At 68.5% G+C, this 22,250-nt stretch carries 22 protein-coding genes; 17 read left to right on the top strand and 5 right to left on the bottom strand.

The features are described from left to right. Positions 1-38: 38 nt before the first annotated feature. Together CHB84_RS07850 and CHB84_RS07855 are read left to right on the top strand one after the other, a co-directional pair. The gene (locus CHB84_RS07850; RefSeq protein WP_089300867.1) at positions 39-1,559 is read left to right on the top strand and encodes a flavin-containing monooxygenase; all 1,521 of its coding nucleotides are present in this window, start codon (positions 39-41) and stop codon (positions 1,557-1,559) included. 42 nt (positions 1,560-1,601) lie between these two features. Further along, on the top strand, positions 1,602-1,880 hold the full coding sequence (locus CHB84_RS07855; RefSeq protein WP_089300868.1) for a hypothetical protein: 279 nt from the start codon (positions 1,602-1,604) through the stop codon (positions 1,878-1,880). A gap of 9 nt (positions 1,881-1,889) precedes the next feature. On the opposite strand, the gene CHB84_RS07860 is transcribed toward CHB84_RS07855, so the two are convergent. The 3 genes from CHB84_RS07860 to CHB84_RS07870 form a co-directional block, all read right to left on the bottom strand. Next, positions 1,890-2,774, bottom strand: a complete 885-nt coding sequence (locus CHB84_RS07860) for a hypothetical protein (protein WP_141134613.1) — start codon at positions 2,772-2,774, stop codon at positions 1,890-1,892. A gap of 192 nt (positions 2,775-2,966) precedes the next feature. Further along, positions 2,967-4,169 carry a DUF445 domain-containing protein gene (locus CHB84_RS07865; protein ID WP_089301050.1) on the bottom strand — a complete coding sequence of 401 codons (1,203 nt, stop codon included), beginning with the start codon at positions 4,167-4,169 and terminating at the stop codon, positions 2,967-2,969. A 145-nt stretch (positions 4,170-4,314) separates the two neighbouring features. After that, positions 4,315-4,944, bottom strand: coding sequence for a TetR/AcrR family transcriptional regulator (locus tag CHB84_RS07870; RefSeq protein ID WP_089300870.1), 630 nt, complete (start codon positions 4,942-4,944; stop codon positions 4,315-4,317). Between the two features lie 235 nt (positions 4,945-5,179). Between CHB84_RS07870 and CHB84_RS07875 the strand changes: the two genes are divergently transcribed. The 14 genes from CHB84_RS07875 (at position 5,180) to CHB84_RS07940 (ending at position 18,693) form a co-directional block, all read left to right on the top strand. Further along, on the top strand, positions 5,180-6,376 hold the full coding sequence (locus tag CHB84_RS07875) for a lipid-transfer protein (protein ID WP_089300871.1): 1,197 nt from the start codon (positions 5,180-5,182) through the stop codon (positions 6,374-6,376). Positions 6,377-6,479: 103 nt separating this feature from the next. Then, positions 6,480-6,911: a type II toxin-antitoxin system Rv0910 family toxin gene (locus CHB84_RS07880; RefSeq protein WP_089300872.1), complete on the top strand. Its 432-nt coding sequence runs from the start codon at positions 6,480-6,482 to the stop codon at positions 6,909-6,911. A gap of 64 nt (positions 6,912-6,975) precedes the next feature. Continuing rightward, positions 6,976-7,836 (top strand): MaoC/PaaZ C-terminal domain-containing protein, encoded by an 861-nt coding sequence (locus tag CHB84_RS07885; RefSeq protein WP_089300873.1) that lies wholly within the window; start codon positions 6,976-6,978, stop codon positions 7,834-7,836. Between the two features lie 31 nt (positions 7,837-7,867). Then, on the top strand, positions 7,868-8,746 hold the full coding sequence (locus tag CHB84_RS07890; RefSeq protein ID WP_089300874.1) for an SDR family oxidoreductase: 879 nt from the start codon (positions 7,868-7,870) through the stop codon (positions 8,744-8,746). Between the two features lie 100 nt (positions 8,747-8,846). Beyond that, entirely contained in the window at positions 8,847-9,503 is a 657-nt protein-coding gene (locus tag CHB84_RS07895) for a TetR/AcrR family transcriptional regulator (RefSeq protein WP_176439840.1), read from the top strand. Positions 9,504-9,662: 159 nt separating this feature from the next. Further along, positions 9,663-10,511 (top strand): MlaE family ABC transporter permease, encoded by an 849-nt coding sequence (locus CHB84_RS07900; protein ID WP_089300876.1) that lies wholly within the window; start codon positions 9,663-9,665, stop codon positions 10,509-10,511. Next, positions 10,512-11,375, top strand: coding sequence for an MlaE family ABC transporter permease (locus CHB84_RS07905; protein ID WP_089300877.1), 864 nt, complete (start codon positions 10,512-10,514; stop codon positions 11,373-11,375). It begins immediately after the preceding gene. Further along, positions 11,372-12,652: an MCE family protein gene (locus CHB84_RS07910; protein ID WP_089300878.1), complete on the top strand. Its 1,281-nt coding sequence runs from the start codon at positions 11,372-11,374 to the stop codon at positions 12,650-12,652. The genes CHB84_RS07905 and CHB84_RS07910 overlap by 4 nt, the downstream gene beginning before the upstream one ends. Then, positions 12,649-13,671, top strand: a complete 1,023-nt coding sequence (locus CHB84_RS07915) for an MCE family protein (RefSeq protein WP_089300879.1) — start codon at positions 12,649-12,651, stop codon at positions 13,669-13,671. The genes CHB84_RS07910 and CHB84_RS07915 overlap by 4 nt, the downstream gene beginning before the upstream one ends. Further along, entirely contained in the window at positions 13,668-14,660 is a 993-nt protein-coding gene (locus CHB84_RS07920) for an MCE family protein (RefSeq protein ID WP_089300880.1), read from the top strand. Before CHB84_RS07915 ends, CHB84_RS07920 begins: the two co-directional genes overlap by 4 nt. Then, the gene (locus tag CHB84_RS07925; RefSeq protein ID WP_089300881.1) at positions 14,657-15,730 is read left to right on the top strand and encodes an MCE family protein; all 1,074 of its coding nucleotides are present in this window, start codon (positions 14,657-14,659) and stop codon (positions 15,728-15,730) included. Before CHB84_RS07920 ends, CHB84_RS07925 begins: the two co-directional genes overlap by 4 nt. Next, positions 15,730-16,788 (top strand): MCE family protein, encoded by a 1,059-nt coding sequence (locus CHB84_RS07930; protein WP_089300882.1) that lies wholly within the window; start codon positions 15,730-15,732, stop codon positions 16,786-16,788. The genes CHB84_RS07925 and CHB84_RS07930 overlap by 1 nt, the downstream gene beginning before the upstream one ends. Before the next feature lie 3 nt (positions 16,789-16,791). Continuing rightward, positions 16,792-18,039, top strand: coding sequence for an MlaD family protein (locus CHB84_RS07935; protein WP_089300883.1), 1,248 nt, complete (start codon positions 16,792-16,794; stop codon positions 18,037-18,039). Between the two features lie 3 nt (positions 18,040-18,042). Next, the gene (locus CHB84_RS07940; RefSeq protein ID WP_089300884.1) at positions 18,043-18,693 is read left to right on the top strand and encodes a hypothetical protein; all 651 of its coding nucleotides are present in this window, start codon (positions 18,043-18,045) and stop codon (positions 18,691-18,693) included. A 71-nt stretch (positions 18,694-18,764) separates the two neighbouring features. On the opposite strand, the gene CHB84_RS07945 is transcribed toward CHB84_RS07940, so the two are convergent. Further along, entirely contained in the window at positions 18,765-20,597 is a 1,833-nt protein-coding gene (locus tag CHB84_RS07945; protein WP_089300885.1) for an AMP-binding protein, read from the bottom strand. Positions 20,598-20,876: 279 nt separating this feature from the next. Here CHB84_RS07945 and CHB84_RS07950 point away from each other — a divergent pair, with 279 nt between their 5' ends. After that, the gene (locus CHB84_RS07950) at positions 20,877-21,173 is read left to right on the top strand and encodes an iron-sulfur cluster biosynthesis family protein (protein ID WP_089300886.1); all 297 of its coding nucleotides are present in this window, start codon (positions 20,877-20,879) and stop codon (positions 21,171-21,173) included. Between the two features lie 86 nt (positions 21,174-21,259). Here the strand turns inward: CHB84_RS07950 and CHB84_RS07955 are convergent, their stop codons facing one another. Then, positions 21,260-22,189 (bottom strand): proline dehydrogenase family protein, encoded by a 930-nt coding sequence (locus tag CHB84_RS07955; RefSeq protein WP_089301051.1) that lies wholly within the window; start codon positions 22,187-22,189, stop codon positions 21,260-21,262. Positions 22,190-22,250 lie beyond the last annotated feature (61 nt).

Here is a 22,250-nt window from a genome sequence, read left to right on the forward strand (position 1 = left end):
TGGCAGGTACTCGGCTTCCGAACCGGTAAGGAGAGGCGATGGCACGCGCGAGGAACACAGCGGGCTCCGGCCCCGACGCCGAGCCACGGGAGATCGACGTCGTGGTGGTCGGCGCGGGCGCGTCCGGGATCGGGGCGGCGATCCGGCTGCTGCGGGAGAACATCACCGACTTCGTGGTGCTGGAGAAGGCCGGCGATCTCGGCGGCACGTGGCGGGACAACACCTACCCCGGCTGCGCGTGCGACGTGCCCTCGGCGCTGTACTCGTACTCGTTCGCGCCGAACCCGGGCTGGAGCCGGGTGTTCGCCACCCAGCCGGAGATCCGTACCTACCTCCGCGACGTGGCCGAACGTCACGGAGTCGGCCGCTACACCCGGTTCGGCGCCGAGGTCACCGACGCGCGCTGGGAGGAGGCGGCCGGCCGCTGGCGCGTCAGCAGCACGACGGGCGAGTTCCGCGCGCGCGTCCTCATCGCCGGTGCCGGCCCCTGGCACGAACCCCGGATACCCGAGATCGACGGGCTGGCCGGGTTCCCGGGCGCGGTGTTCCACTCCTCGCGGTGGGCACACGACGTCGACCTGACCGGCAAGCGGGTCGCGGTGGTCGGCACCGGAGCATCGGCCGTGCAATTCGTACCCGAGATCCAGCCCGAGGTCGCGAGCCTGCACCTGTTCCAGCGAACAGCCCAGTGGGTGCTACCGAAACCCGACAGGGAGCTCACGGAAGCCGAACGGTGGGTGCTGCGCCGCGTACCCGGTGCGCAGCGAGCGCTACGCGCCGCGGAGTACGGGCTCATGGAGGCGCTGGGAGTGGGCTTTCGTCACCCGTGGATCCTGCGCCTCGTGCAGCGGGTCGGGCTGTGGCACCTGCGCAGGACCGTGCGCGACGCGGGACTGCGCGCGGCGCTGACCCCGAACTACACGCTCGGGTGCAAGCGCCTGCTGATGTCCAACACCTACTACCCGGCCCTCGCGCGCCCCAACGTGCGGGTGCACCCCACGGCACTGCGCGAGGTGCGGGGCAGCACCGTCGTCGGTGCGGACGGCTCCCGCGCGGAGGTGGACGCCATCATCTTCGGCACCGGGTTCCACATGCTCGACATGCCGGTCGCCGAGAAGGTCTTCGACGGGCACGGCAGGAGCCTCGCCGAGCGTTGGCAGGGCAGCCCGCAGGCGTATCTCGGCACGACCGTGAGCGGCTTCCCGAACGCGTTCCTGCTGCTCGGGCCGAGCCTCGGCACCGGGCACTCCTCGGCATTCACGATCCTCGAGGCGCAGCTGGACTACATGATCGACTCCGTGCGCAGGATCCTCGGCAACGGCTGGTCGTCGGTGGACGTGCGGCCGGAGGTGCAGGACAGGTTCAACGCCGAGGTGCAGCGGGCGCTGCAGGGCACGGTGTACAACGCGGGTGGCTGCTCGAGCTACTACCTCGATGCCAACGGCCGCAACAGCTTCAACTGGCCGTGGTCCACGCCCCGGTTGCGCAGGACCATCCGCGCGTTCGACCCCGCCGACTACACGATCCGCCACCGCGACACCACGGGGGCAGCGCGATGACCGGCATGCGGGGCCGGGGTTACCCGGTGATCGACCTTCCCGGTGCGCCGTGCGGAACACGAGATCGGTGACGGGGCGCGCGCCTACCGGGTGGACGTTCGGGTCAACAACGCGGGCGCGATGCCGCTCGGCGGGTTCGTCGACGAGGCGGACGAGGTCAGCAGGACGACGTCGGACATGAACGTGTGGGGTCCGCTGCGCGGGCTCGGCGGTGACGACCGTGTCCTGACCTCCATCGACCCCGCAGGCCGTGCCGCCGATGAGCGCCGCATCGCCCGGCAGGCGGCGCCCCCAGGGGAGCAGCCTCCCACCGCGGCGTAGCCGGGCCAGTTACCCGCCGAGCAGTGCGCCGGTGGTGTCCAGCACGCCCCCGACGACGCCCTCGACCGGGTCGAGCAGCGAGCTGTCCTCGTCCTCGTTCCCGTCCTTGTCGCCGTCGCCGTCCTGGGTCCCGTCGTCACTGCCGCTGTCCGTACTGCCGTCCGAGTCACCGTCGCCGGTGGAGTCGTCGACCGTGCCGGACCGCGCACCCGAGTCGGCGTCATCCTCCGACTGCGTGGTCGAGGTGGGCTGCGCGGACCGCGTGGTGGTGCCGGATGCCGTGTCACCGCCCGAGGTCGACGAAGCGGTGTCCCGCTCGTCGCCCTGCCGCTCACTGGCGCCCTGCACGCCGTGTGCACCGGTGTTGCTGGACGAGGTCGTCTCCATGGCGACCGAGGCGGTCGTGATGTCACCACCGTCCGGCTCGAGGATGTGCGGCTGCGTCGAGTCCGACGAGCCGGTCGCACGGTCATCGGTCTCCGGGGACAGGGCCGTTGTCGGCTTGAGCGCGACGAGCCCCGCGAGGGTCAACCCGCACAGGACCGCTGCACTGCCGACGGTCGCTCCGCGGAAGTGGCTCTTATGGCCCTCACCGGCTTCCGTGCTGTCCGGGATCCGCGCGGCGGTCGCCTGCGTGGCGACCTTGCCCAGCGACTGTGCCGACGCCGGGAAGCTCGTTCCGGTGCTTGTCGCGGGGGCCGTACTGCCGGCGCGCGTGCCGGAGGATCCCTCCCGCCGGAGCAGCTCCGCGACCGGCACGACGGATGCCTGCTCGCCCTCGTGCGCGTCCGGCCTCACTCGGTCCGGGGAAGCGTCCCCGCGGCTTTCCCGAGCCACGAGCTCGGCGACCGTGCGTGGATTCTCTGCGTTGCGCCGACTACGTCCCGTGCTCATCGTGTCGCTCGAACCTCTCGCGTCGTGGCGCGCCAGGGACCCCGGCTGGCGCGAACTGTCACTCTTCGCGTTCCCAATGGTTCGACATACTACCCGTTCAGGTGATTATGCCAAGAGCCGGTGGGTGATCTCCGTTGATCATGAGGCGTCACCTACGTCACAGCTACCCGTGACAGGCGACGTAGGTACTGGTTACACGGCGAGGATGCCGAGCGCCATCGGCAGGTAGATCAGCACGAGCGCCTGCATCTCGCCGATGACGCCACCGAGCACGGCCCCGACCATCACCGCGGTCTTCTCGTCCTCCTTGAACGCGGGCCGGATGATCTGCTCGAACTGTCCGGAGGTGAGCACCTTCATCCGTTCGGCGATGGTGTTGCGGATGTCCAGCGCCTGCTCGGTGTAGGCGAACATGCTCCGTGCCGTCTCGGGCGCCGTGCGCAGCACGCGGGCCGTCGCGTCCTGCTTGAGCTCCTGGAAGCGCCGCCCGCCCACCGCGAGGATCACCAGCGGCTTGGCGATACCCGCCTGCTCGTCGATGGTGCGCCGCACCTCGCGCTGCACGATCGCGACGAGCTTGTCGGACTTGGGGCCGGAGAGCATCCCCTCGAAGAGGTTTCGCGGGGTGAGGATCTCCTTGGCGATCAGGTCGCCGTACCGGACGCCGACCTCCGCCCTGCGCCGCTGGAACTTGCCGTGCAGGCGGATCCCGAGGAAGCGCTTCTCCTCACGGGGCAGGAACAGCATGTTCAGCGCGAGGTAGTCGGTGACCCATCCGGTGACGAACCCGAAGATCGGCATCACGAGCGGGCTCTTGGTCAGCCCCCAGGCCACGGCCTGGATGACGCCGATCGCCGCACCGAAGTAGATGCCGGAGCGTACGATGAACCGCAGCTCCGGCTCGGCGACATCACGGATGAGGCGGTTGAGCAGCTCCTTGTCGCGCACCAGGTTGGAAACCACCATGTGCCGCACGTCGACCACCGCGTGGACATCGCTGGTGACCTCCATGGCCAGTTGCTTGACCACCTTCGGCGCTTCGGCCTGCACCCGCCGGACGAGCAGCGCGCGTGCCGGCTCGGGAAGCGAGTCCCAGAGTCCCGGCTGGTACTCGGAGAGCAACTCCCGCGCGAGATCCTCGACGGCCTCGTCCAGCGGCCCGGCGAGCTCGTCGACCAGCTCGTCGGGGTCGATGCGGCTCATCAGTTCCTGCAGGTCGATCAGCCCGGACGTCATGGTGTCGTAGGCGATCGCGGCCATCTTGCCCGCGCGTGCCGGGATCATGCCCTGCCAGCCGAGGAACGGGCGGATGCCGCGGTACTCCAGCGGTTCGAAGAGCATCCGCACGGCAAGCAGCTTGGTCAGGTACCCGATCACGGCGGCCATGACCGGCATCGCCGCGTACACCCACCAGTACTCGACGATGTCGGCGAGAACAGCGTCGACCGTTCCGGACCCCACTACGCGCTCCCCTCTCTCACCGGCCGGTGGTCACGGCGTCCGGTGGGGGACCGCTGTGTCGGGGGAGCCTGCAATCGCATCAGCCGCGGTCTTCGAGGAGGCGAAGCAGCTGGGCCTTCGTGCGCCGCCAGCGGCCCTCGACCTCGGCCTCGCTGAGCTTGGCTACGCGCTGGCTCATCGCGAGCCCGGTCATCGTGTTCAGCGCGGTGTAGAGCGCGTCCTCGAAGTCGGGATGGCTGGCCTCCTCGGGAAACAGCAGCGGAACCGATCCGCGGATGAGGTCGGCCGTGACCTGGTTGAGTACCGAGAGCTTGTCCTCGATCTCCGGGTCGCCGGGGCCCGCGACGGATATCTGCAGCGCGGCCTGGAACAACCTGCCCCGGAAGGTGTTCCACAGCAGGTCCAAGGCACGGTCCGCGCGGTCGGAGCCGACGGGCAGCTGCTCGATCTCGTTGAACAACGACTGGCTGACCTGGCCGATCAAGTACTGGATCGCCTCGATGACCAGGGTGGCCCGTGTGGGGAAGTGGTGCACCTGCGCCCCGCGCGACACCTCGGCCCGTGCGGCGACCTTGGTGGTCGTGAGGTTGACGTAACCGTCCTCGACCAGGCAGTCGATGGTCGCCTCCAGAAGAGCGCGCCGGGTCGTCGCGCTGCGTTCCCCCTGGGTGCGCCTGCGCCGAGGTGCGCTTCTGGGCTCAGCCGTCATGGGAAAAGTCTAACTTGCAGTCGATAGTGATTGTAAGTGACAGGTCGCTTCTGTGTTCGCGAGCACCATGGGACGCGCCAGGTATGTGACGTGCCTCTCTTCTTCAAGAGGATTAGCAGGTAAAAAAGCTGTTCGAGAACACGGTTCCGGGGGCTGCTGAAGCCACCTCTAGATAACAAGCAATCAAGTATGTATGTTTCTTGCCGTAGACGCGTCAGAGAGGAGTGCGTTGGCTGTGGTGAACAGGGTGTACGTCATCGGAGTGGGGATGACGAAGTTCGAGAAGCCCGGTCGCCGGGAAGACTGGGACTACCCGGACATGGCGCGGGAAGCGGGTACCAACGCGCTCGCCGACGCCGGGGTCTCCTACGAGGCGGTCCGGCAGGCCTATGTCGGCTATGTCTACGGCGAGTCGACCTCCGGCCAGCGAGCGGTGTACGAGCTCGGCATGACCGGGATACCGGTGGTCAATGTGAACAACAACTGCTCGACGGGGTCGACCGCGCTGTTCCTGGCCGCGCAGGCCGTGCGCAGCGGGACGGTGGACTGTGCGCTGGCGCTGGGGTTCGAGAAGATGCAGCCTGGCTCGCTCGGGGCGACCTACGAGGACCGTGAGCAGCCGATGATGCGGCACATCCAGGCACTCGCCGAGATCTCGGAGGTCGGGATGCCGCCTGCGCCGTGGATGTTCGGTGCGGCCGGACGCGAGCACATGGCCAAGCACGGGTCGACCCCTGAGCATTTCGCCCGGATCGGGGAGAAGAACCACCGGCATTCGCAGAACAACCCGTACGCGCAGTTCCAGGACGTCTACTCGCTGGAGGAGATCCTGGACGCGCCGATGATCTACGACCCGCTCACCAAGCTGCAGTGCTCGCCGACCTCGGACGGCTCCGGAGCGGCCGTGCTCGCCGGTGAGGACTTCGTGGCGGCCAACGGGCTGGCCGAACAGGCTGTCGAGATCACAGGGCAGGCCATGACCACCGACTTCGAGTCCACGTTCGACGGCAGCGCGAAGAACATCATCGGCCACGACATGAACGTGCAGGCCGCACGGCAGGTCTACGAGCAGTCCGGCCTGGGGCCACGGGACTTCCGGGTCATCGAGCTGCACGACTGCTTCTCGGCCAACGAGCTGCTGCTGTACGAGGCGCTGGGGCTCTGCGCGGAGGGCGAGTCCCCGCGGCTGGTCGAGGAGGGTGCGACGACCTACGGCGGCACGTGGGTGGTCAACCCCTCGGGTGGGCTGATCTCCAAGGGGCACCCGCTCGGCGCGACCGGGCTGGCGCAGTGCGCTGAGCTGACCTGGCAACTGCGCGGACGGGCCGGCGCGCGCCAGGCCGACGGGGTCGACGCGGCGTTGCAGCACAACATCGGGCTCGGCGGGGCAGCCGTGGTCACCGCCTACCAGCGCGCGAACCGCGGCGGGTGAGCGGCACGCACCGCGGGCGGCAGCGGGCCGTGTACGCGTTCGCGCGGCCCCGGATCCGGCCGGAACAGCCGGCCGGACACGACAGGTAAGCAGGAGGAACATCATGGGTCGGATCAGTGCCTCGGTGGAGCTTCCGGCAGCGCCGGAGAAGGTGTGGCAGGAGTTCTCCAACCCCAACAACTTCGAGAAGTGGCTGACCATCCACACCAAGTGGAAGGGCGAGGTTCCCGCCGAGTTCACCACGGGAAGCCAGGTGTCCGAGGTGGTGACCATGCTGGGCATGCCCAACACCATCACCTGGACGGTCGACGAGTTCGACGAGCCGCGCAAGCTGTCGATCTCCGGCACCGGTATGGCCGGTGTGAAGGTCACCTTCGACCTGCTGGTCGAACCGGCAGACAGCGGCTCGCGCGCGACGATCGACGCGGAGTTCGAAGGGCAGATGATCGTGGGCGCGCTCGGCAAGGCCGTCGAGAAGGACGGCAAGAAGAACCTGGACGAGTCCATGCAACGCTTCGCCGAGCTGCTCGCGTGAGCGGCGTGGGCGAGACGAGCGCTGCTCGCGTGAGCGGCGGGAGAAGACGGGAGAAGAGGTGTCGATGAGTGAGGAGCTGGCCTTCGACTCCAGCGGGCTCGGTACCTGGACCGAGGAGTCCAGGTTCGAGGTCACCCGCGAGCGGCTGGTCGAGTACGCCGAGGCGACCAACGACCCGATCGAGGCGCACCGCGCAGGCGACATCGCCGCTCCGGTCTTCGCGATCGTGCCGGTGTTCCAGTCCCTGATGGAGCCTGCGCTCGAGGTGGTGCCGACGTCGTTGATGGGCCGGATCGTGCACGGCGAGCAGGACTTCCGGTTCCACCGCCCGATCGAACCGGGTGACGTGCTGACTTCCCGGGCGACGATGCTCGGCTACCAGGGCCTGCCGAAGGGCAGCAGGGCCGCCGTGTACCTGGAAAGCCGCGATGCGCACGGTTCCCTGGTCAACGAGCAGTACGTGACCTTCTTCGTGCGCGGCTTCGACTGTGGCGAGGCGGTGGGTGAGCTCGCCCCCGACCACAAGTTCGACGAGGAGCTGCGGCAACGCGACCCGGTGGCGGCGGTCTCCGCGCACGTCGACGAGGACCAGACGTTCCGGTACGGGCCGGCCGCGGGCGATCCGATGCCGATCCACCTCGACGAGGACGTGGCCAAGGACGCGGGCTTGCCCGGCATCATCGCGCACGGCCTGTGCACGATGGCGTTCACGTCATGGGCGGTGTTGTCCGAGCTCGCCGGTTCGGACGTGCGCAGGTTGCGCAGGCTCGCCGTGCGCTTCTCCAAGCCGGTGCTGCCGGGGCAGGACATCCACACCCGGATCTGGCAGGCGGGCTCCTCCGGCGGTGTGACCAGCTACGCCTACGAGACCGCCGTCGGCGCGGACGCCGTGATCACCGACGGGCTCGCCGAGATCGTGAACTGACGGACGACACACCCGAGGGACGAGGAGCGTTATGGGTACTTTGGACGGACGGGTTGCGGTGATCACCGGGGCAGGCAGGGGCATCGGGCGCGAGCATGCGCTGCTGTTCGCCGCGGAGGGTGCCGCTGTCGTCGTCAACGACCTCGGCGGGGGCAACGACGGTGCGGGCGCCGACTCGGGCCCGGCCCGGGAGGTGGTCGATGAGATCACCTCTGCGGGAGGGCGCGCGGTGCCCAACACGGACAACGTCGCCGACTGGGACGGCGCGCGGGCGCTCGTCGAGACGGCCGTGCGCGAGTTCGGCAGGCTCGATGTCGTTGTCAACAACGCAGGAATCCTGCGCGACGCCTTCATCGCCGGTATCGACGAGTCCCAGTGGGACGCGGTCATCGACGTCCACCTCAAGGGGCACGCTGCCGTGCTGCACCACGCGGCCGCACACTGGAGGGCCGAGAGCAAGGCGGGCCGCCACCCGCGAGCCGCGGTGATCAACACGGCATCGGCCTCCGGTGTCACGCTGCCGAACGCCGGGCAGGCGAACTACGGCGCCGCCAAGGCGGGCATCGCCGCGCTGACGCTGGTGGCCGCCGAGGAGCTGGAGCGGTACGGGGTTCGGGTCAACGCGATCGCCCCCATCGCGCGTACCCGGCTGACCCTGGCCACGCCGGGAATGGGAGCGCTGTTCGCCCAGGAGGTCGGCGAGGACGAGTTCGACGCGTTCTCGCCTGCCAACATCTCGCCGCTGGTGGCCTACCTTGCCACCGAGAAGTGCCAGCACACCGGCCAGGTGTTCGCGGTCCAGGGAGGCTCGATCCAGAAGCTGCAGGGCTGGACGGTCGCGGAGAACACCGAGACGGACGGGCCGTGGACGGTCGACAACGTGGCGCAGCGCCTGGACGCCTGGGCCTGACCCAGGAGGTGCACTCCGTGGCGTGATCACGTGGCGTCGCCGCCACCCGAGATGCGCGTTTCGCGCATCTCGGGTGGCCGGATGTCGTTACCATCACATGATGGTGAAAACAGCTCGCGACTCCGACGTCAAGCGGCGCATCGTGATCGCGGCGCGGCGCGTCGTCTCGGAGCAGGGCGTGCACGCCGCGACGATGCGCGGGATCGCGGCGGAAGCCGACGTGACGACCGGAGCCGTGACGCACTACTTCGCCGACAAGGCCGATGTGATGGCCGCGGTGCTGCAGTACAACAACCACCTCGCCGTGGACCGCATCAGCGGCAGGGTCGCGGGCAGGCGCGGCTTGGATGCACTGGGGGCCACCGTCGAGGCGCTCGTGCCGATGGACGAGGAGAGCCTGCACATCTGGACGGTGCTGATCGCGTTCTGGGGGCACGTGCCCGCGCACCGCATGCTGGACTCCTGGGTGACCGAGGGCGGGGCAACCGGGCTGCGCAGCTGGCTGGTGAAGATCTTCCGGGACGCGGTGTCGCTTGGGGAGCTCGACCCCGATGTCGACGTGGAACGCGAGACGGAGCGGGCGCTGGTGCTCGTCGCGGGGCTGGGGTTGATGGCAGGCGGCTTCCCGCAGGAGCTCGAGCAGGTGCGTCGGCGCACCGAGGACCTGCTGAGCGACTACCTGGACGGCCTTGCGCGGTCCCGGCCTGCCGATCAGCCCGCCGAACGGGCTACGCCGGAGGCCACCTCCGAGCGGTAATTGACATAGCGCCAACAATGGGGTTGTGTTTCCGGAGCGACATCCGTAACTTGCTTCACACAACATTCGTTATGAAGGCAGTAGCATGCATCCGGTGTGGTGTGCGTGGTGCATGGCCTGTGCGGGGATGTCACTGGACCGATCGACCGGAGGGATCAGATGGCCGTTGCCGCCGAGCGGTGGAGCGCGCGCGCGATCCTGGCGCGGAGGAAGGCGGCCCGGCAGCGTGACATCTCCCCGAGTGTCCTCGAGCTGGGGCTGCTCTTCGGTTTCGCGGCCGACACCGTGGTCGCGGTATGGACCTCCATCGCGCGCAGGCGGTTCGCCTGGCGCGAGACGCTCGTCCAGCTGCAGTTCCTGGCCGCCGTCTGCTCGATACCCGCGGTGCTGGTCATGCTCCCGCTCGGCGTCGTCGTCGGCGTGGTGGTGGCCTCGCTCGCAGCGCAGGTCGGCGCGGAGATCTACAGCGGAGCGGTCGTCGGCCTGGTGATCGTCGGCCAGATCGCACCACTGGTCGCTGCGCTGATGATCGCCGGGGCGGGTGGCTCGGCGATGACCGCCGACCTCGGCGCACGCAAGATCCGCGACGAGACCGACGCGATGGAGGTCATGGGGGTCTCGGTGCTGGAGAGGCTGGTCGTGCCGCGTCTGGTGGCAGCCGTGATCGTGACGATGCTGCTCACCAGCCTGGTGATGGCGCTCGGCATCGGGGCGAGCTTCGCGTTCCAGGTCGCCGTCATGGACGTGTCCCCTGGAGCGTTCCTGGACACGATGACCGACTTCGCGGGCCTGCCGGACTTCATCGCCGCTCAGGTCAAGGCGATCGCGTTCGCGGTGTCCACGGCGATCGTGTGCTGCGCGAAAGGGCTGACGGCCAAGGGCGGCCCCGGCGGGGTCGGTACCGCGGTGAACGAGGCCGTCGTGCTGGCGTTCATCCTCGTGTTCTTCGCCAACGTCGGCATCGGTGAGGTCTACGCGCTGATCACACCGGAAGGCGGGGGGTTGTAGATGGTCCTCCGTGAGGTCGGCCGCGCGCAGCGCGCGGCGCGCGTACCGGCGAACCGGCTGGTCAACGCGCTCACGGAGGTGGGTAACCACCTTGCGTTCTACATCAAGGCGCTGGCCTACATCCCGTTCGCGCTGAAGCAGTACTGGCGGCACATCGTGCGGCACGTCGCGGACATCAGCTTCGGCAGCGCGACCTTGCTGGCCGCAGGCGGCACCATCGGCGTGGTGTTCGCGATGTCGTTCGTCAGCGGCGCGCAGGTCGGGCTCGAAGGGTTCCGCGGCCTGGACCTGGTCGGCCTGTCCCCGCTGTCGGGAGCGGTGTCCGGGCTGGTCAACACCAGGGAGCTGGCGCCGGTCGTCGCGGGGATCGCGCTGGCTGCCAAGGTCGGTACCGGTTTCACCGCGCAGCTCGGCGCGATGCGGATCTCCGAGGAGATCGACGCGCTGGAGACGATGTCGGTCAACTCGCTTCCGTTCCTCGTCACGACCAGGATCATCGCGGCGATCATCACCGTCGTCCCGCTGTACCTCGTCGGGCTCTTCGCGGCGTACGTATCCACGCGCGTGGTCGTGGTGAACCTGAACAACCAGTCGGCAGGTATCTACGACTACTGGTTCGAGCTCATGCTGCCCACGCAGGACGTGTTCCTGTCACTGGCCAAAGCCGTGGCGCTCGCGGTGGTGGTGACGCTCGTGCACTGCTACTTCGGCTACTACGCCACCGGCGGACCGGAAGGCGTCGGCAGGGCCGCGGGCAGGGCGCTGCGCACCAGCATCGTGCTGATCATGATCGCGGACATCCTGCTGACCTTCGCGTTCTGGGGTGTGTACATGGAACTTCCCGGCCTGGCGGGTGAGACATGATCAGGCCGGCGCGGCGGCGCAGTGAGATGAGCAGGTTCCGGCTGGCGGCCTGGGGAGCCGTCGGGCTCGTGGCGTTCCTGGTGGTCACGGTGACCACCACGGTCTACGGCACCGGTGCGTTGAGCGGCCATCCCGAGGTCACGGCCGAGGTCGCGGCCGACACCATCGGGGTGCCCTCGCGCGCACCCGTCGAGTACAAGGGGGTGCTGGTCGGGACCGTGACCAAGGTGGAGACCACCGAGACGACCTCCGTGCTGACGATGCGCATCAACGAGCGGCACGCGGAGTCGGTCTCCACCGGTGCGCGGGTACGCGTGCTGCCCCGCACGCTGTTCGGTGACCTCTTCGTCGAGCTGGTCCCCGCGGACGAGGCCGGCGAACCGATCTCCGACGGCGACGAGCTACGCCCCGATGAGTCCGCGGAGACCGTGCAGCTCTACGACGCGTTCCAGCGGCTCACCACCCTGCTCGAGGAGATCGAGCCCGCGAAGATCAGCACGGCCCTCGGTGCCCTGTCCAGCTTCCTCGACGGGCGTGGTGAACGGTTCGGGACGATGCTCGACCAGCTGCACGAGATGACCGACGACACGGACGACCTGATCGCGTTGATCGACGACGGGATGGAGGCGGTGACCACGCTGTCCGAGCAAGCCGTCGAGGCCACCCCGGACGGTATCCGCGCGCTGCGCAACGCGGTGCACATCTCGCGGACGATCGTCGAGGAACGCCGGACGATCCACCAGCTGCTGACCAGCGGCAGCACGCTCGCCGGTGAGGGCTCCCGGCTGGCGCGCAGCGACAACGTCGACCGGTTCGTCGAGCTCGTGCGCACCGCCGACCCGGTCACCGACGAGCTGGCCGCGGACCCGGGCGCCCTGCCGCGCACCGTGCGCAGCGTGCGTGAGCTGCTCGAGGCGGCGCCGCCGACGTTCCAGGAAGGTCCGTGGTTCCGGATCCGCGCGAACCTCACCACCGAGGAGCCGTACCCGTACACCGCGGAGGACTGCCCGCGCTACCCGGGCCAGGACGGGCCCAACTGTTCCGGAGCCGAGCAGGACGAGCGTGCGGGCGAGCAGGACGCCCAGCAGGACGCCCAGCGGGAACGCTACGGCGGCACGAGCGGTCCGGTCGGCAGTGACGCCGAGAAGGAAACCCTGAACGAGCTGCTTGAGGCGGTACCACAGGACATGCAGGCAGCACGGGACTCCGAAGCGGAGGGTGCCGTCGGTGTGCTGCTCGGGCCGCTGGTGCGTGGGTCGCAGGTGGTCGTGCCATGACACACGGCAACCTCCTCGGCACCTGGCTGAAACTGGGCGCGTTCCTGGTGATCACGCTGCTGTGCACGGCGCTGGTCACCAACACCCTGCACCGCCCGCTCGGCCAGGCGACGACCACGTACCAGGCCGAGTTCACCGACGTGGTCGGGCTCACCAAGGGCAGCGACGTCCGCATCGCAGGCGTGCGGGTGGGCAAGGTCGACCGCATCGAGCTGACAGGAAAGCACGCCACCGTGACCTTCGAAGTCACCGACGACCAGCACGTCCCCGCCGACGCGGAGGCCGACCTGCGCTTCGCCGACCTGCTCGGCGCGCGCTACCTGGCCGTGCAGCCGGGGGGCGGCAGCTCGGCGGAGATGGAGCCGGGGACCACCATCCCGCTGGAGCGCACGAGCCCGGCCGTGGACCTGACCGAGCTGTTCAACGGGTTCGCCCCGGTGTTCGAGAGCTTGCAGCCTGCCGAGGTGAACGAGCTGGCAGGCAAGCTCGTCGCGGTGTTCGACGGGCAGGGCGGCACGCTCGACAGCTTGCTGTCGCACCTCGTCTCGGTCACCGAGAACCTCGTCGACCAGGACGAGGTGATCGGCGAGGTGCTGGCGAACCTGCGCTCGGCGACCGACTTCGCGCTCGAGCACGAGCCGGAGTTCGAGCGGCTGGTGAACAGCCTGGCCGAGCTCGCGGCTGGGATGGCAGACAGCGCCGAGGAGATCGGCGCGGCGATCGACGGCGCCGGCGAGCTGGCGCGCTCGGTCTCCGGTCTCATGACCGAGATGCGGGAGCCGCTGGAGAGCAACATCGCCTCGCTGGACTCCATCACCGAGACGTTCGTGGAGCAGAACGAGAACTTCGCCGCGACGCTGGATGCCGGGACGGAGATGCTGCCGACGGTCAACCGGACGCTGGAGTACGGCGCGTGGCTCAACGTCTACGTCTGCTTCATGACGATCGAGACCGAGTTGCCGCTCGTGGGCGAGGTCGACCCCGGCGTCGGCCCCCACTCGGAGGTGTGCCGGACATGAGGGTGCCGTTTCGGGAGCGTGACCCGCGGGTGCTCGCGGCTGTGGGTTCCGTGCTGCTGGTGGCGATCGTGGCCTCCTCCCTGCTGCTGCCCCAAGCGATCTTCTATTCGCGCACCAGTGACTACTCCGCCGAGCTCGAGAACGCGACGGGCCTGGCCCCGGATGATCCGGTCTACGTGGCAGGCGTGCGCGCAGGCCGGGTGAGCGACATCGAGATCGCGGGTGACCGGGCGGTCGTGCACTTCAGGATGGACGACGGCAAGCGGGTCGGGGAGGACAGCACGGCCAGCGTGAAGATCAAGACGGTGCTCGGCCAGCGCTACCTGGACATCGCCTCGAAGGGAGAGGGGACGCTCGATCCGTCCGACACCATCCCGCTGAGCCGTACCTCCGTGCTGTACACATTGGATGAGCTCTCCCGTTCCGCGAAGCACAGCGCGGAGGAGCTCGACCTCGGGACGCTGCGCGAGCTGATGGCGTCGCTGGAGCAGGACACGCCGGACGGTGAGCTGCTCGGCGAGGCACTGGACGGTGTGTCGGCTACCGCGGAGATGTTCACCAGGCACAGTGACCAGTTCCAGGCCCTGCTGTCCGGGACGCGGGAGGTCACCGACAGCATCCTCGAACAGTCCGACACGCTGGTCACGTTGCTCGGCGACGCCGACCTCGTCGCCGACGTGCTCGCGCAGCGCAAGGAGACGATCAGCAGACTCATCCAGGACATCAGTGCCCTGAGCAGGGACCTGGAGAACTTCGTCGACACCAACAGGCCGGAGATCGACAACGTGCTCGAGCGCATGGACACCATCACGAGGACGCTGAGCGAGACCCAGGACGAGTTCGACGAGATGCTGCGCCAGTTCGCCCCCACCACGCGATACATCGCGAACACCTTCGGCCAGGGCCCCTGGGGTGATGTGGCCGGCCCGGCGGGCCCGCTGCCGGACAACATCCTCTGCCTCGCCGGCCTGCTGGAGGGGTGCGCATGACGGCGAAACCCGCACGCGCGCTGTCACTGGTCGTGGTGGCCGTGCTCCTGGCTGCGGGGTTGTTCCTCGCGGCGCGCCCCGAACCCTCGCTGACAGTGCACGCGGACTTCGCGCAGGCCGACGGCCTGTTCGTGGGCAGCGACGTGGCCGTGCTCGGCGTACCGGTCGGCCGGGTCGACGGGATCGAACCCCGGGGCGACAAGGTGCGCCTGACCATGTCGCTGCCCGCCGACACCGACATCCCCGCCGGCGCCGAGGCGTGGGTCGCCTCCCCGACCGTGGTACCCGACCAGTACATCGAGCTCACTCCGGCCTACACCGGAGGGGAGAAGATGGCGGACGGCGCCGTGATCCCCACCGAGCGTACGCGCTCGCCGATCGCCTGGGACACCCTCGTCGAGTCGGTCAACGACCTGCTGGTGGCACTCGGCCCCGACGGGGCGGGCGAGGACGGCTCGCTCGGCAGGATGATCGACAGCGCTGCGGGGCTGCTCGACGGGCGAGGGGAGAAACTACGCGAGGCCATTCTGAACATCAGCCAGGCATCTCAGATCGCGCTGGACGGTACTCCCGACGCCGAAGCGCTCCTCGAGTCCGTCGACGCCCTGATGGAGATCCTCGTGGAGAACCAGTCGACAGTGGACTCGCTTACCCGGTCGGTCAACGACGTGGCAGGCGAGTTCGCGCGGCAGGAGCGCGAGGTCGAGCAGGCGCTGACGTCGCTGACCTCGGTGCTGCGTGAGGTGGCCCAGCTGACCGGCGAACACGGCGACTCGATCGCCGACAGTGTCGAGCGGCTGGCCGACGTGTCGGTGCACCTCGGTGAGCAGCAGGCCGAGCTCACCGAGGTGATGGACACGCTGCCCCTGGCAGCCGACAACATCACGCGCGCGGTCACCGACGATCAGAAGCTGCGCATCCGGTTGGACATCACCACCAACCTCTCGCAGTTCGACCGGATACGCCCGCTGTGCGCGGAGCTGCCCCTGCCGTTGTGCGACGGCCCAGGGATCGTCAACCCGATCCCGCTGCCACCCGAGCTGGCCCGCGGCTGGACGGAGGGTGAGTGATGTCGACCGTGCTGCGCGTGCTCATCCTGCTCGGCGTGCTGTTTGCGCTGCCCGGCTGTGGCATCAGCCTGCAGAACTCCCCGCTCGGTACCGGTGTGGACGGCCCGTCGTACGAGGTGACCGCGGAGTTCGCGGATGTGGCAGGCATGTCACGGGGCGGCCGGGTGCGTATCGGGCCGGCCACCGTCGGCAGGGTCATCGCCATGCGTGCGGAGGAGTTCACCGCCAGGGTGACCCTGCGCATCCGCTCGGATGTGGAGCTTCCCGAGGAGACCGAGGCCGGGATCGAGATGAGCACCGCGCTCGGTGACCCCTACATCGCGCTGGATGTGCCGGACGAGCACGACGGCGCGCTGCTCGGTGACGGGGACACGATCCCGCTCGAGCAGACACGGCACGGTCCCGAGGTCGAGGACAGCATGGCGCTGCTGGCGAACATGCTCAACAACAGCGGCATCGAGCAGGCCCGCACCATCATCACGGAGACGAACACCATGCTGGAGGGCAGGGAAGGCACGGTACGCGACCTGCTCGACAGGACAGAGGAGGTGCTCGCCTCGCTGGACGAGCGGTCCGACGAGATCAACCGCACCCTCGAGGCCGTCAACACGCTCGGCGCGACCGTCGAGGACAACACCGACCTGCTCGACGAGGCACTGACCGAGATCCGTCCCGCCGTCGACGTGCTCGTCGCCGAGCAGGACAACTTCGACACGCTGCTCGGCGAGGTCGACACGCTGGCAGGCGACGTGCAGGACGCGATCGACGCGACGGAGGAGCACCTGGTCAGCGAGCTCCGCAAGCTGGAGCCGGTGCTCGCGGAGTTCACCAAGATCGACCGTGACGTGGAGACGTTGCTGACCAAGTTCCTGGAGTTCGAGCCGCTGTTCAACGCCGCGGCTCCCGGCGACTACCTGAACCTCGACGCGGCTTTCCACGTGCCCGACTCGGTCGGTGGTGTGCTGGAAGGTATTCCCGACGTGGTGCCGCTGGGAGGCGGCGGCGCCACAGGGGGCATGGAAACCACGCTCGACCGGCTGCTGGAGGAAGGTGAGTAGACCATGGCGGAATCGCGAGGCCTCCGGCAGCGTCTACCGGCCGGTCAGATCGCCCTGTTCCTGGCGATCGCGTTGGCATGCGGTGTCTACATCGCTGTCAACGCCGTCGGAACGGACGCGGTCATGGCCAAGGACAAGGTGACCGTGCGGATGGCCGACGGCGGTGGCATCACCCCGCGTGTCCCGGTGACCTACCGTGGGGTCACGGTCGGCACGGTCTCCGACGTGCGTGTGGCCAGGGGCGACGGTGTCGAGGTCGAGCTGGCGATCCGCTCGAATGCCGACGTGCCTGCCGACACCGAGGTGGTCGTCGCGCAGGACACGCCCGTGGCGCTCAAGCACATCGACCTGCGCCCGTCGAGCCACGACCCGCCCTACCTGTCCGACGGCGACGAGCTGGGTCCCGAGGACACCAGCAGGCCGGTGCCGCTGGAGACCGTGCTGGTCAACCTGATGCGGCTGACCGACAACATCGACACAGCGGACGTCGCGGTCATCGCCGACGAGCTGGCAGCGGGCCTGTCGGGAACGGCGGAGGAGCTGGAGCGGCTGGGGGACAACTCGATCGAGCTGGTCGACCGGTTCACCGAGCTGGAGCCCACGGCCTCGAACCTGATCGACAACACCCTGCGGTTCCTCGAGTCCAGCGAGGGGACCGCCGACCGGTTACCCGAGCTCACCCGCACGCTGGCCGAGGCGACCGAGCAGGTGCGCAACCAGACCCCGCACGGCATCGAGCTGGCACGGTCGGTCCCCGAGGTGACCGACGAGGTGGTGCCGCTGCTACGGGAGCTCGAACCGTCCGTGTCGGTGCTGCTGAGCAACCTGATCACGCCCGCCCAGATCGTCTCGCAACGCATACCGGCACTGCAGCACGGGCTGGTCGTCATCCCGGACGCGTTCAGCCAGCTGGCCGGCATCGCCGACGGGGACCGGGCGAACTTCGAGTTCGTCACCACGCAGGGCGGTACGTGTTACTTCCCCGAGGAACGGCGTACGCCGACGGATACCTCCGAGAAGGAGCCGAACCTCGGCTATCACTGCCCACCCGACGGGCCGACGGTCCGGGGTGCGGCGAACGCGCCCGGCCCGGACGCGCAGCAGCGCACCGTCGTGACCACATCGGACCCCAACACAGGACGGACCCGGGTTCCCGGCTCGGACCCGGTCCGGATGGGGTCCAACGGTGGGCAGGACGATGTCCTCGGCGACGAGTCCTGGTATGCCGTCTACCTGCAAGGAGTGGAGTAGGCAGTGAGCGGAGGAGACAGCGACGACGAGCGGCGCCAGCCCTCGCCGCACCCGCGTGCGGGACCGGCCGCGGGAGATGAAGGCGCCCCGGAAGACGCCCAGGAAGGCGCCACCGATGGCTCGGGCGAGGAGGAACGACCTGGCCTGCAGCATGACCCGGATGAACGCGCCGGACGGCTGAGGGGACGCCTGCCGGTCGTGCTGGCCGCGGTGACCGTGGCGTGCTCGCTGGCCGCGGCGGCGACATTCGGCCTGCTGTGGTACTCGCAGAACCGCACGGACGCCGAGCGCGCCCAGCTGCTCGACGAAGCCGAGACCTTCGCTGCGGAGTTCACCACGTACCACTTCAACGAGCTCGACGAGAACTTCGAGAACATCTCGGCTCGCCTGACCGAGCGGTACGAGGAGGTCTACGGCGACGCGTACGAGTCGTTCACCGAGCTGCTCGAGGAGAACAAGGCCGACTCGGAGGGTGAGGTGACGCATGTCGGCCTCGCCGAGTTCAGTGCGGACGAGGCAGTGGTGCTCGCGTTCGTCGACCAGACCACCACCAACGTCAACAGCCCGCAGCCGAAGATCGACCGCAACCGGATGGTGCTGACGTTCACCAAGGTCGACGGCGAGTGGAAGGTCGACAAGGTCGACCTCACCTAGCCCTTGTGCGCTGAATGACGCTCTCAGTCCGTCATCTGGACTGAAAGCGTCATTCAGCCTTCCCTGTGCGCTCAGGCCAGGTTGATGACGTCCTCGCCGGGTGAGTCGGCGTAGAGTTCCTCGATCTCGGCCTTGTACTTGTCCGCGATGGGCTTGCGCTTGAGCTTCAGCGTGGGGGTGAGCTCCACGCCACCCGGCTCCCACTCGGCGGCCACGATCCGGAACCGCTTGATCTGCTCCACACGCGACAGGCGCTCGTTGCCCTCCTTGGCCGCCCTGGTGATCTCCTCGCGCACCTCGGGGCGCTTGGCCACAGCGGCGACCGAGGTGTCCGACATGCCGAGCGAGCTCGCGCGAGCGGCAGCCGCATCGGGGTCGAGCACGATCAGCGCGGTGACGTAGGGCCGGTTGTCCCCGATGGCGACCGCCTGGCCGATCAGCGAGGACGCCGCCTTCATCGCGTTCTCGATGTTGGTCGGCGACATGTTCTTGCCGGCCTCGTTGATGATCAGTTCCTTCTTGCGGTCGATGATCTTGACGAAGCCCTCGGAGTCGATCTCGGCGATGTCGCCGGTGTGCAGCCAGCCGTCGGAGTCGATCGTCTCGGCCGTCTTCTCCGGCTGCTTGCGGTAGCCGCGCATCAGTACGGGACCGCGGACGAGGAGCTCGCCGTCGTCTGCGAGCTTGACCTCGGCCCTGGAAACGGCCTTGCCGACCGTGCCGATCTTGGTCGCGCCCGCCGCGTTGCTCGTGGTGGCACCTGTGGACTCCGACATGCCCCAGACCTCGTAGACGGGGATGCCGAGCCCGTGGAAGTACTCCAGAACCTCAGGCGGGATCGCCGACGCGCCGGAAGCAGCCCAGCGTATGCGGTCGAGACCGAGTGTGTCCCTGAGCTTGGCCAGTACGAGCTTGTCGGCAAGCGCGCTCTGTGCGCCGAGCAGGCCTGCGGGCTGCCTTCCTGCCAGACGCTCCCTGGCGGCCTTGATGCCGGTCTCGATCGCCCAGTTCGCCAGCTTCTTCTTGACCGGGCTGGGCTCCTCGGCGAGCTTCGCCTCGATACCCGCCTTGATCTTCTGCCACACGCGGGGCACCGCGAACCAGATCGTCGGGCGGGCGTCGGGAAGGGCCCCTGCGATCGCCTTCGGGTCGGCCACGCTGGTGATCTGCATGCCGCGCATGATGCCCGCGTAGTGGCACGCGACCCGGTCTGCGATGTGCGCGGACGGTAGGTAGGAGGCTGTGCTGTCGTCCGGTCCGACCTCGAGGATCGGGATGAGGGCGTTGACCTCGGCGACGATGCTGCTGTGCGGGATCTCCACGCCCTTGGGCGGTCCGGTGGTGCCGGACGTGTAGATCAGCGTCGCGATGTCGTCCGGCCGCACGGCTCGCCAGGCCGCCTCGAAGTCGAAGCCCTCACTGCTGCGCGACTCGAGGTCGGAGAGGCTGATGGAGGAGTCCGACCCGCCGTCCACGGTGACGATGTGCTCGATGCCGGTCTCGGCATTGGTGATCGGTTGAAGGAACTGCTGTTCGGTGATCACGACCGCGTTCTCGGCGTTGGAGAACAGGTAGTTGATCTGCTCGGGGGTGCTGGTGTTGTAGATGGAGAACGGCGTAGCTCCCAGATGCAGGGCGGCCGTGTCGACGAGATTGAACTCGGGACGGTTGGTCAGCATGATGCCGACGGTGTCGCCGCGCTTGACGCCGAGCGCGGACAGGCCGGTCGCGATCGCGCGCACCCGATCCGCGTACTCCCGCCACGTGATCTCGATCTGTCCACCAGGAACCCGTAGCGCCACAGCGTCCGGTCGCATCGACGCGGTACGCTGGAACGCCTCACACAACGTGCTCACGGTTCCACCTGCGGGATGCGGGCAGGTGATCTCGTCAGCGTTGGTCATATCCGGCCTCCGGTCGGTTGTCGTGTACGCACGGGCAGTGCTGCCACGGCCACTTGGTCCTGGTAGGAGCATCCTAGTGGCCGGTGTACGCTGTCCCGCTCAGACGCACGGCGATCGTGACAAGATCGCAGCAGTGCAGGGTAGTGGCCAGTATCCCCGTGCAGTTGTCATTCCGTCAACGAGCGAGTCCGTCGTGGGATACACCCCGCGTGCTTCGCGGTACGTCGACACGTACCGTGGGGACTTTACGCCAGAACAGGCAACTCGAAGGGAAATCCCATGCTTGCGATGACGGATGTCGCCGCCGAGGCGATCAACGCGCTGACCGAGGAGAACGAGGAGCAGACCGACGCCGGTCTCCGGATGGCCGTGGACCAGGCCTCCGACGGTGGCGCGCAGCTGTCGCTGTCGGTGGCGACGACTCCGGAGGAAGGCGACCAGGTGGTCAGCAGCGAGAGCGGTGCGAAGGTCTTCCTTGAGCAGCAGGCGGCTCAGCTTCTCGAGGACAAGGTCCTCGACGTGCAGAAGGACGAGGAAGGGCAGCTCAACTTCACCATCTCGCAGCAGGAGTCCTGAGGACCCGGCTGCGATGACCACCCGGTCGCCGTGACGGCACGGTCGTGATGACGACCCAGCCGTGATCCTGACGCCGGTGAGGACCATCACCGCCGGGTGGTCACCGAGCGTAGGAAGAAGCCGACGTTGGCGGGGCGTTCGGCCAGCCTGCGCATGAAGTACGGGTACCAGTCGTCGCCGTACGGTACGTACACCCGCACGGTGTGGCCGGCTCGCGCCAGGCGCAGATGCTCGTCAGGGCGCACCCCGTGGAGCATCTGGAACTCGTACTCATCCGGGCCGCGGCCGTGTTCGGCGGCGAGCGTGCCCGCGATGGCGATCATGCGCGGGTCGTGTGTGGCGATCATCGGGTAGGCGCTGCTGGCCATCAGCGTGCGCAGGCACCGCACGTAGGAGTGGTCGACCGCGTTCTTGCTCCGGAAAGCAACGGACTCGGGCTCCTGGTAGGCACCCTTGCACAGCCGGACCCGGGTTCCTTCGGCCGCGAGCTCGGCGCAGTCCGTCTCGGTGCGGCGCAGGTAGGACTGCAGTACGGCTCCCACCCAGGGGAAGTCGGCGCGCAGTGTGCGCAGGATACCCAGCGTGGAATCCACCGTCGTGTGATCCTCCATGTCGAGGGTGACGGTGGTACCCGCGGTCCCGGCGGCCCGGCAGATGCGGTAGGCGGCGTCGGTCGCGACTCGCTCGCCGTCACTGCGCAGGGACTGCCCGAGTGCGGACAGCTTCACCGACACCTCGACGGCAGCAGCCAGCCCTGCCTCGGCCAGTGCCTCGAGTACGCTCTCGTAGGCTTGCACGGTCGTGCTGACCTGGGCCACCTCGGTGATGTCCTCGCCGAGGTGGCCCAGGGACACCCGTAGCCCTGAGTGGACCAGCTCGGCAGCGGTGTTCAGCGCGTCGTCGACGCCGGTTCCGGCGACGAACCGGCCGACGACACGCTGGGTGAGCGGGTTGTGCTCGACGAATCGCCGGATGGTTGCCGAGCGACTGGCGAGCAGCAAGCTGGATCGCAGCATCTCCACCTCTCGGTTCGGGTGCGTGGTCCGGCAACGGTATACGCTACGGCCGCGCTCGATC

Origin of the sequence: Haloechinothrix alba, from assembly GCF_900188115.1 — a bacterium.
GTDB lineage: Bacteria > Actinomycetota > Actinomycetes > Mycobacteriales > Pseudonocardiaceae > Haloechinothrix > Haloechinothrix alba.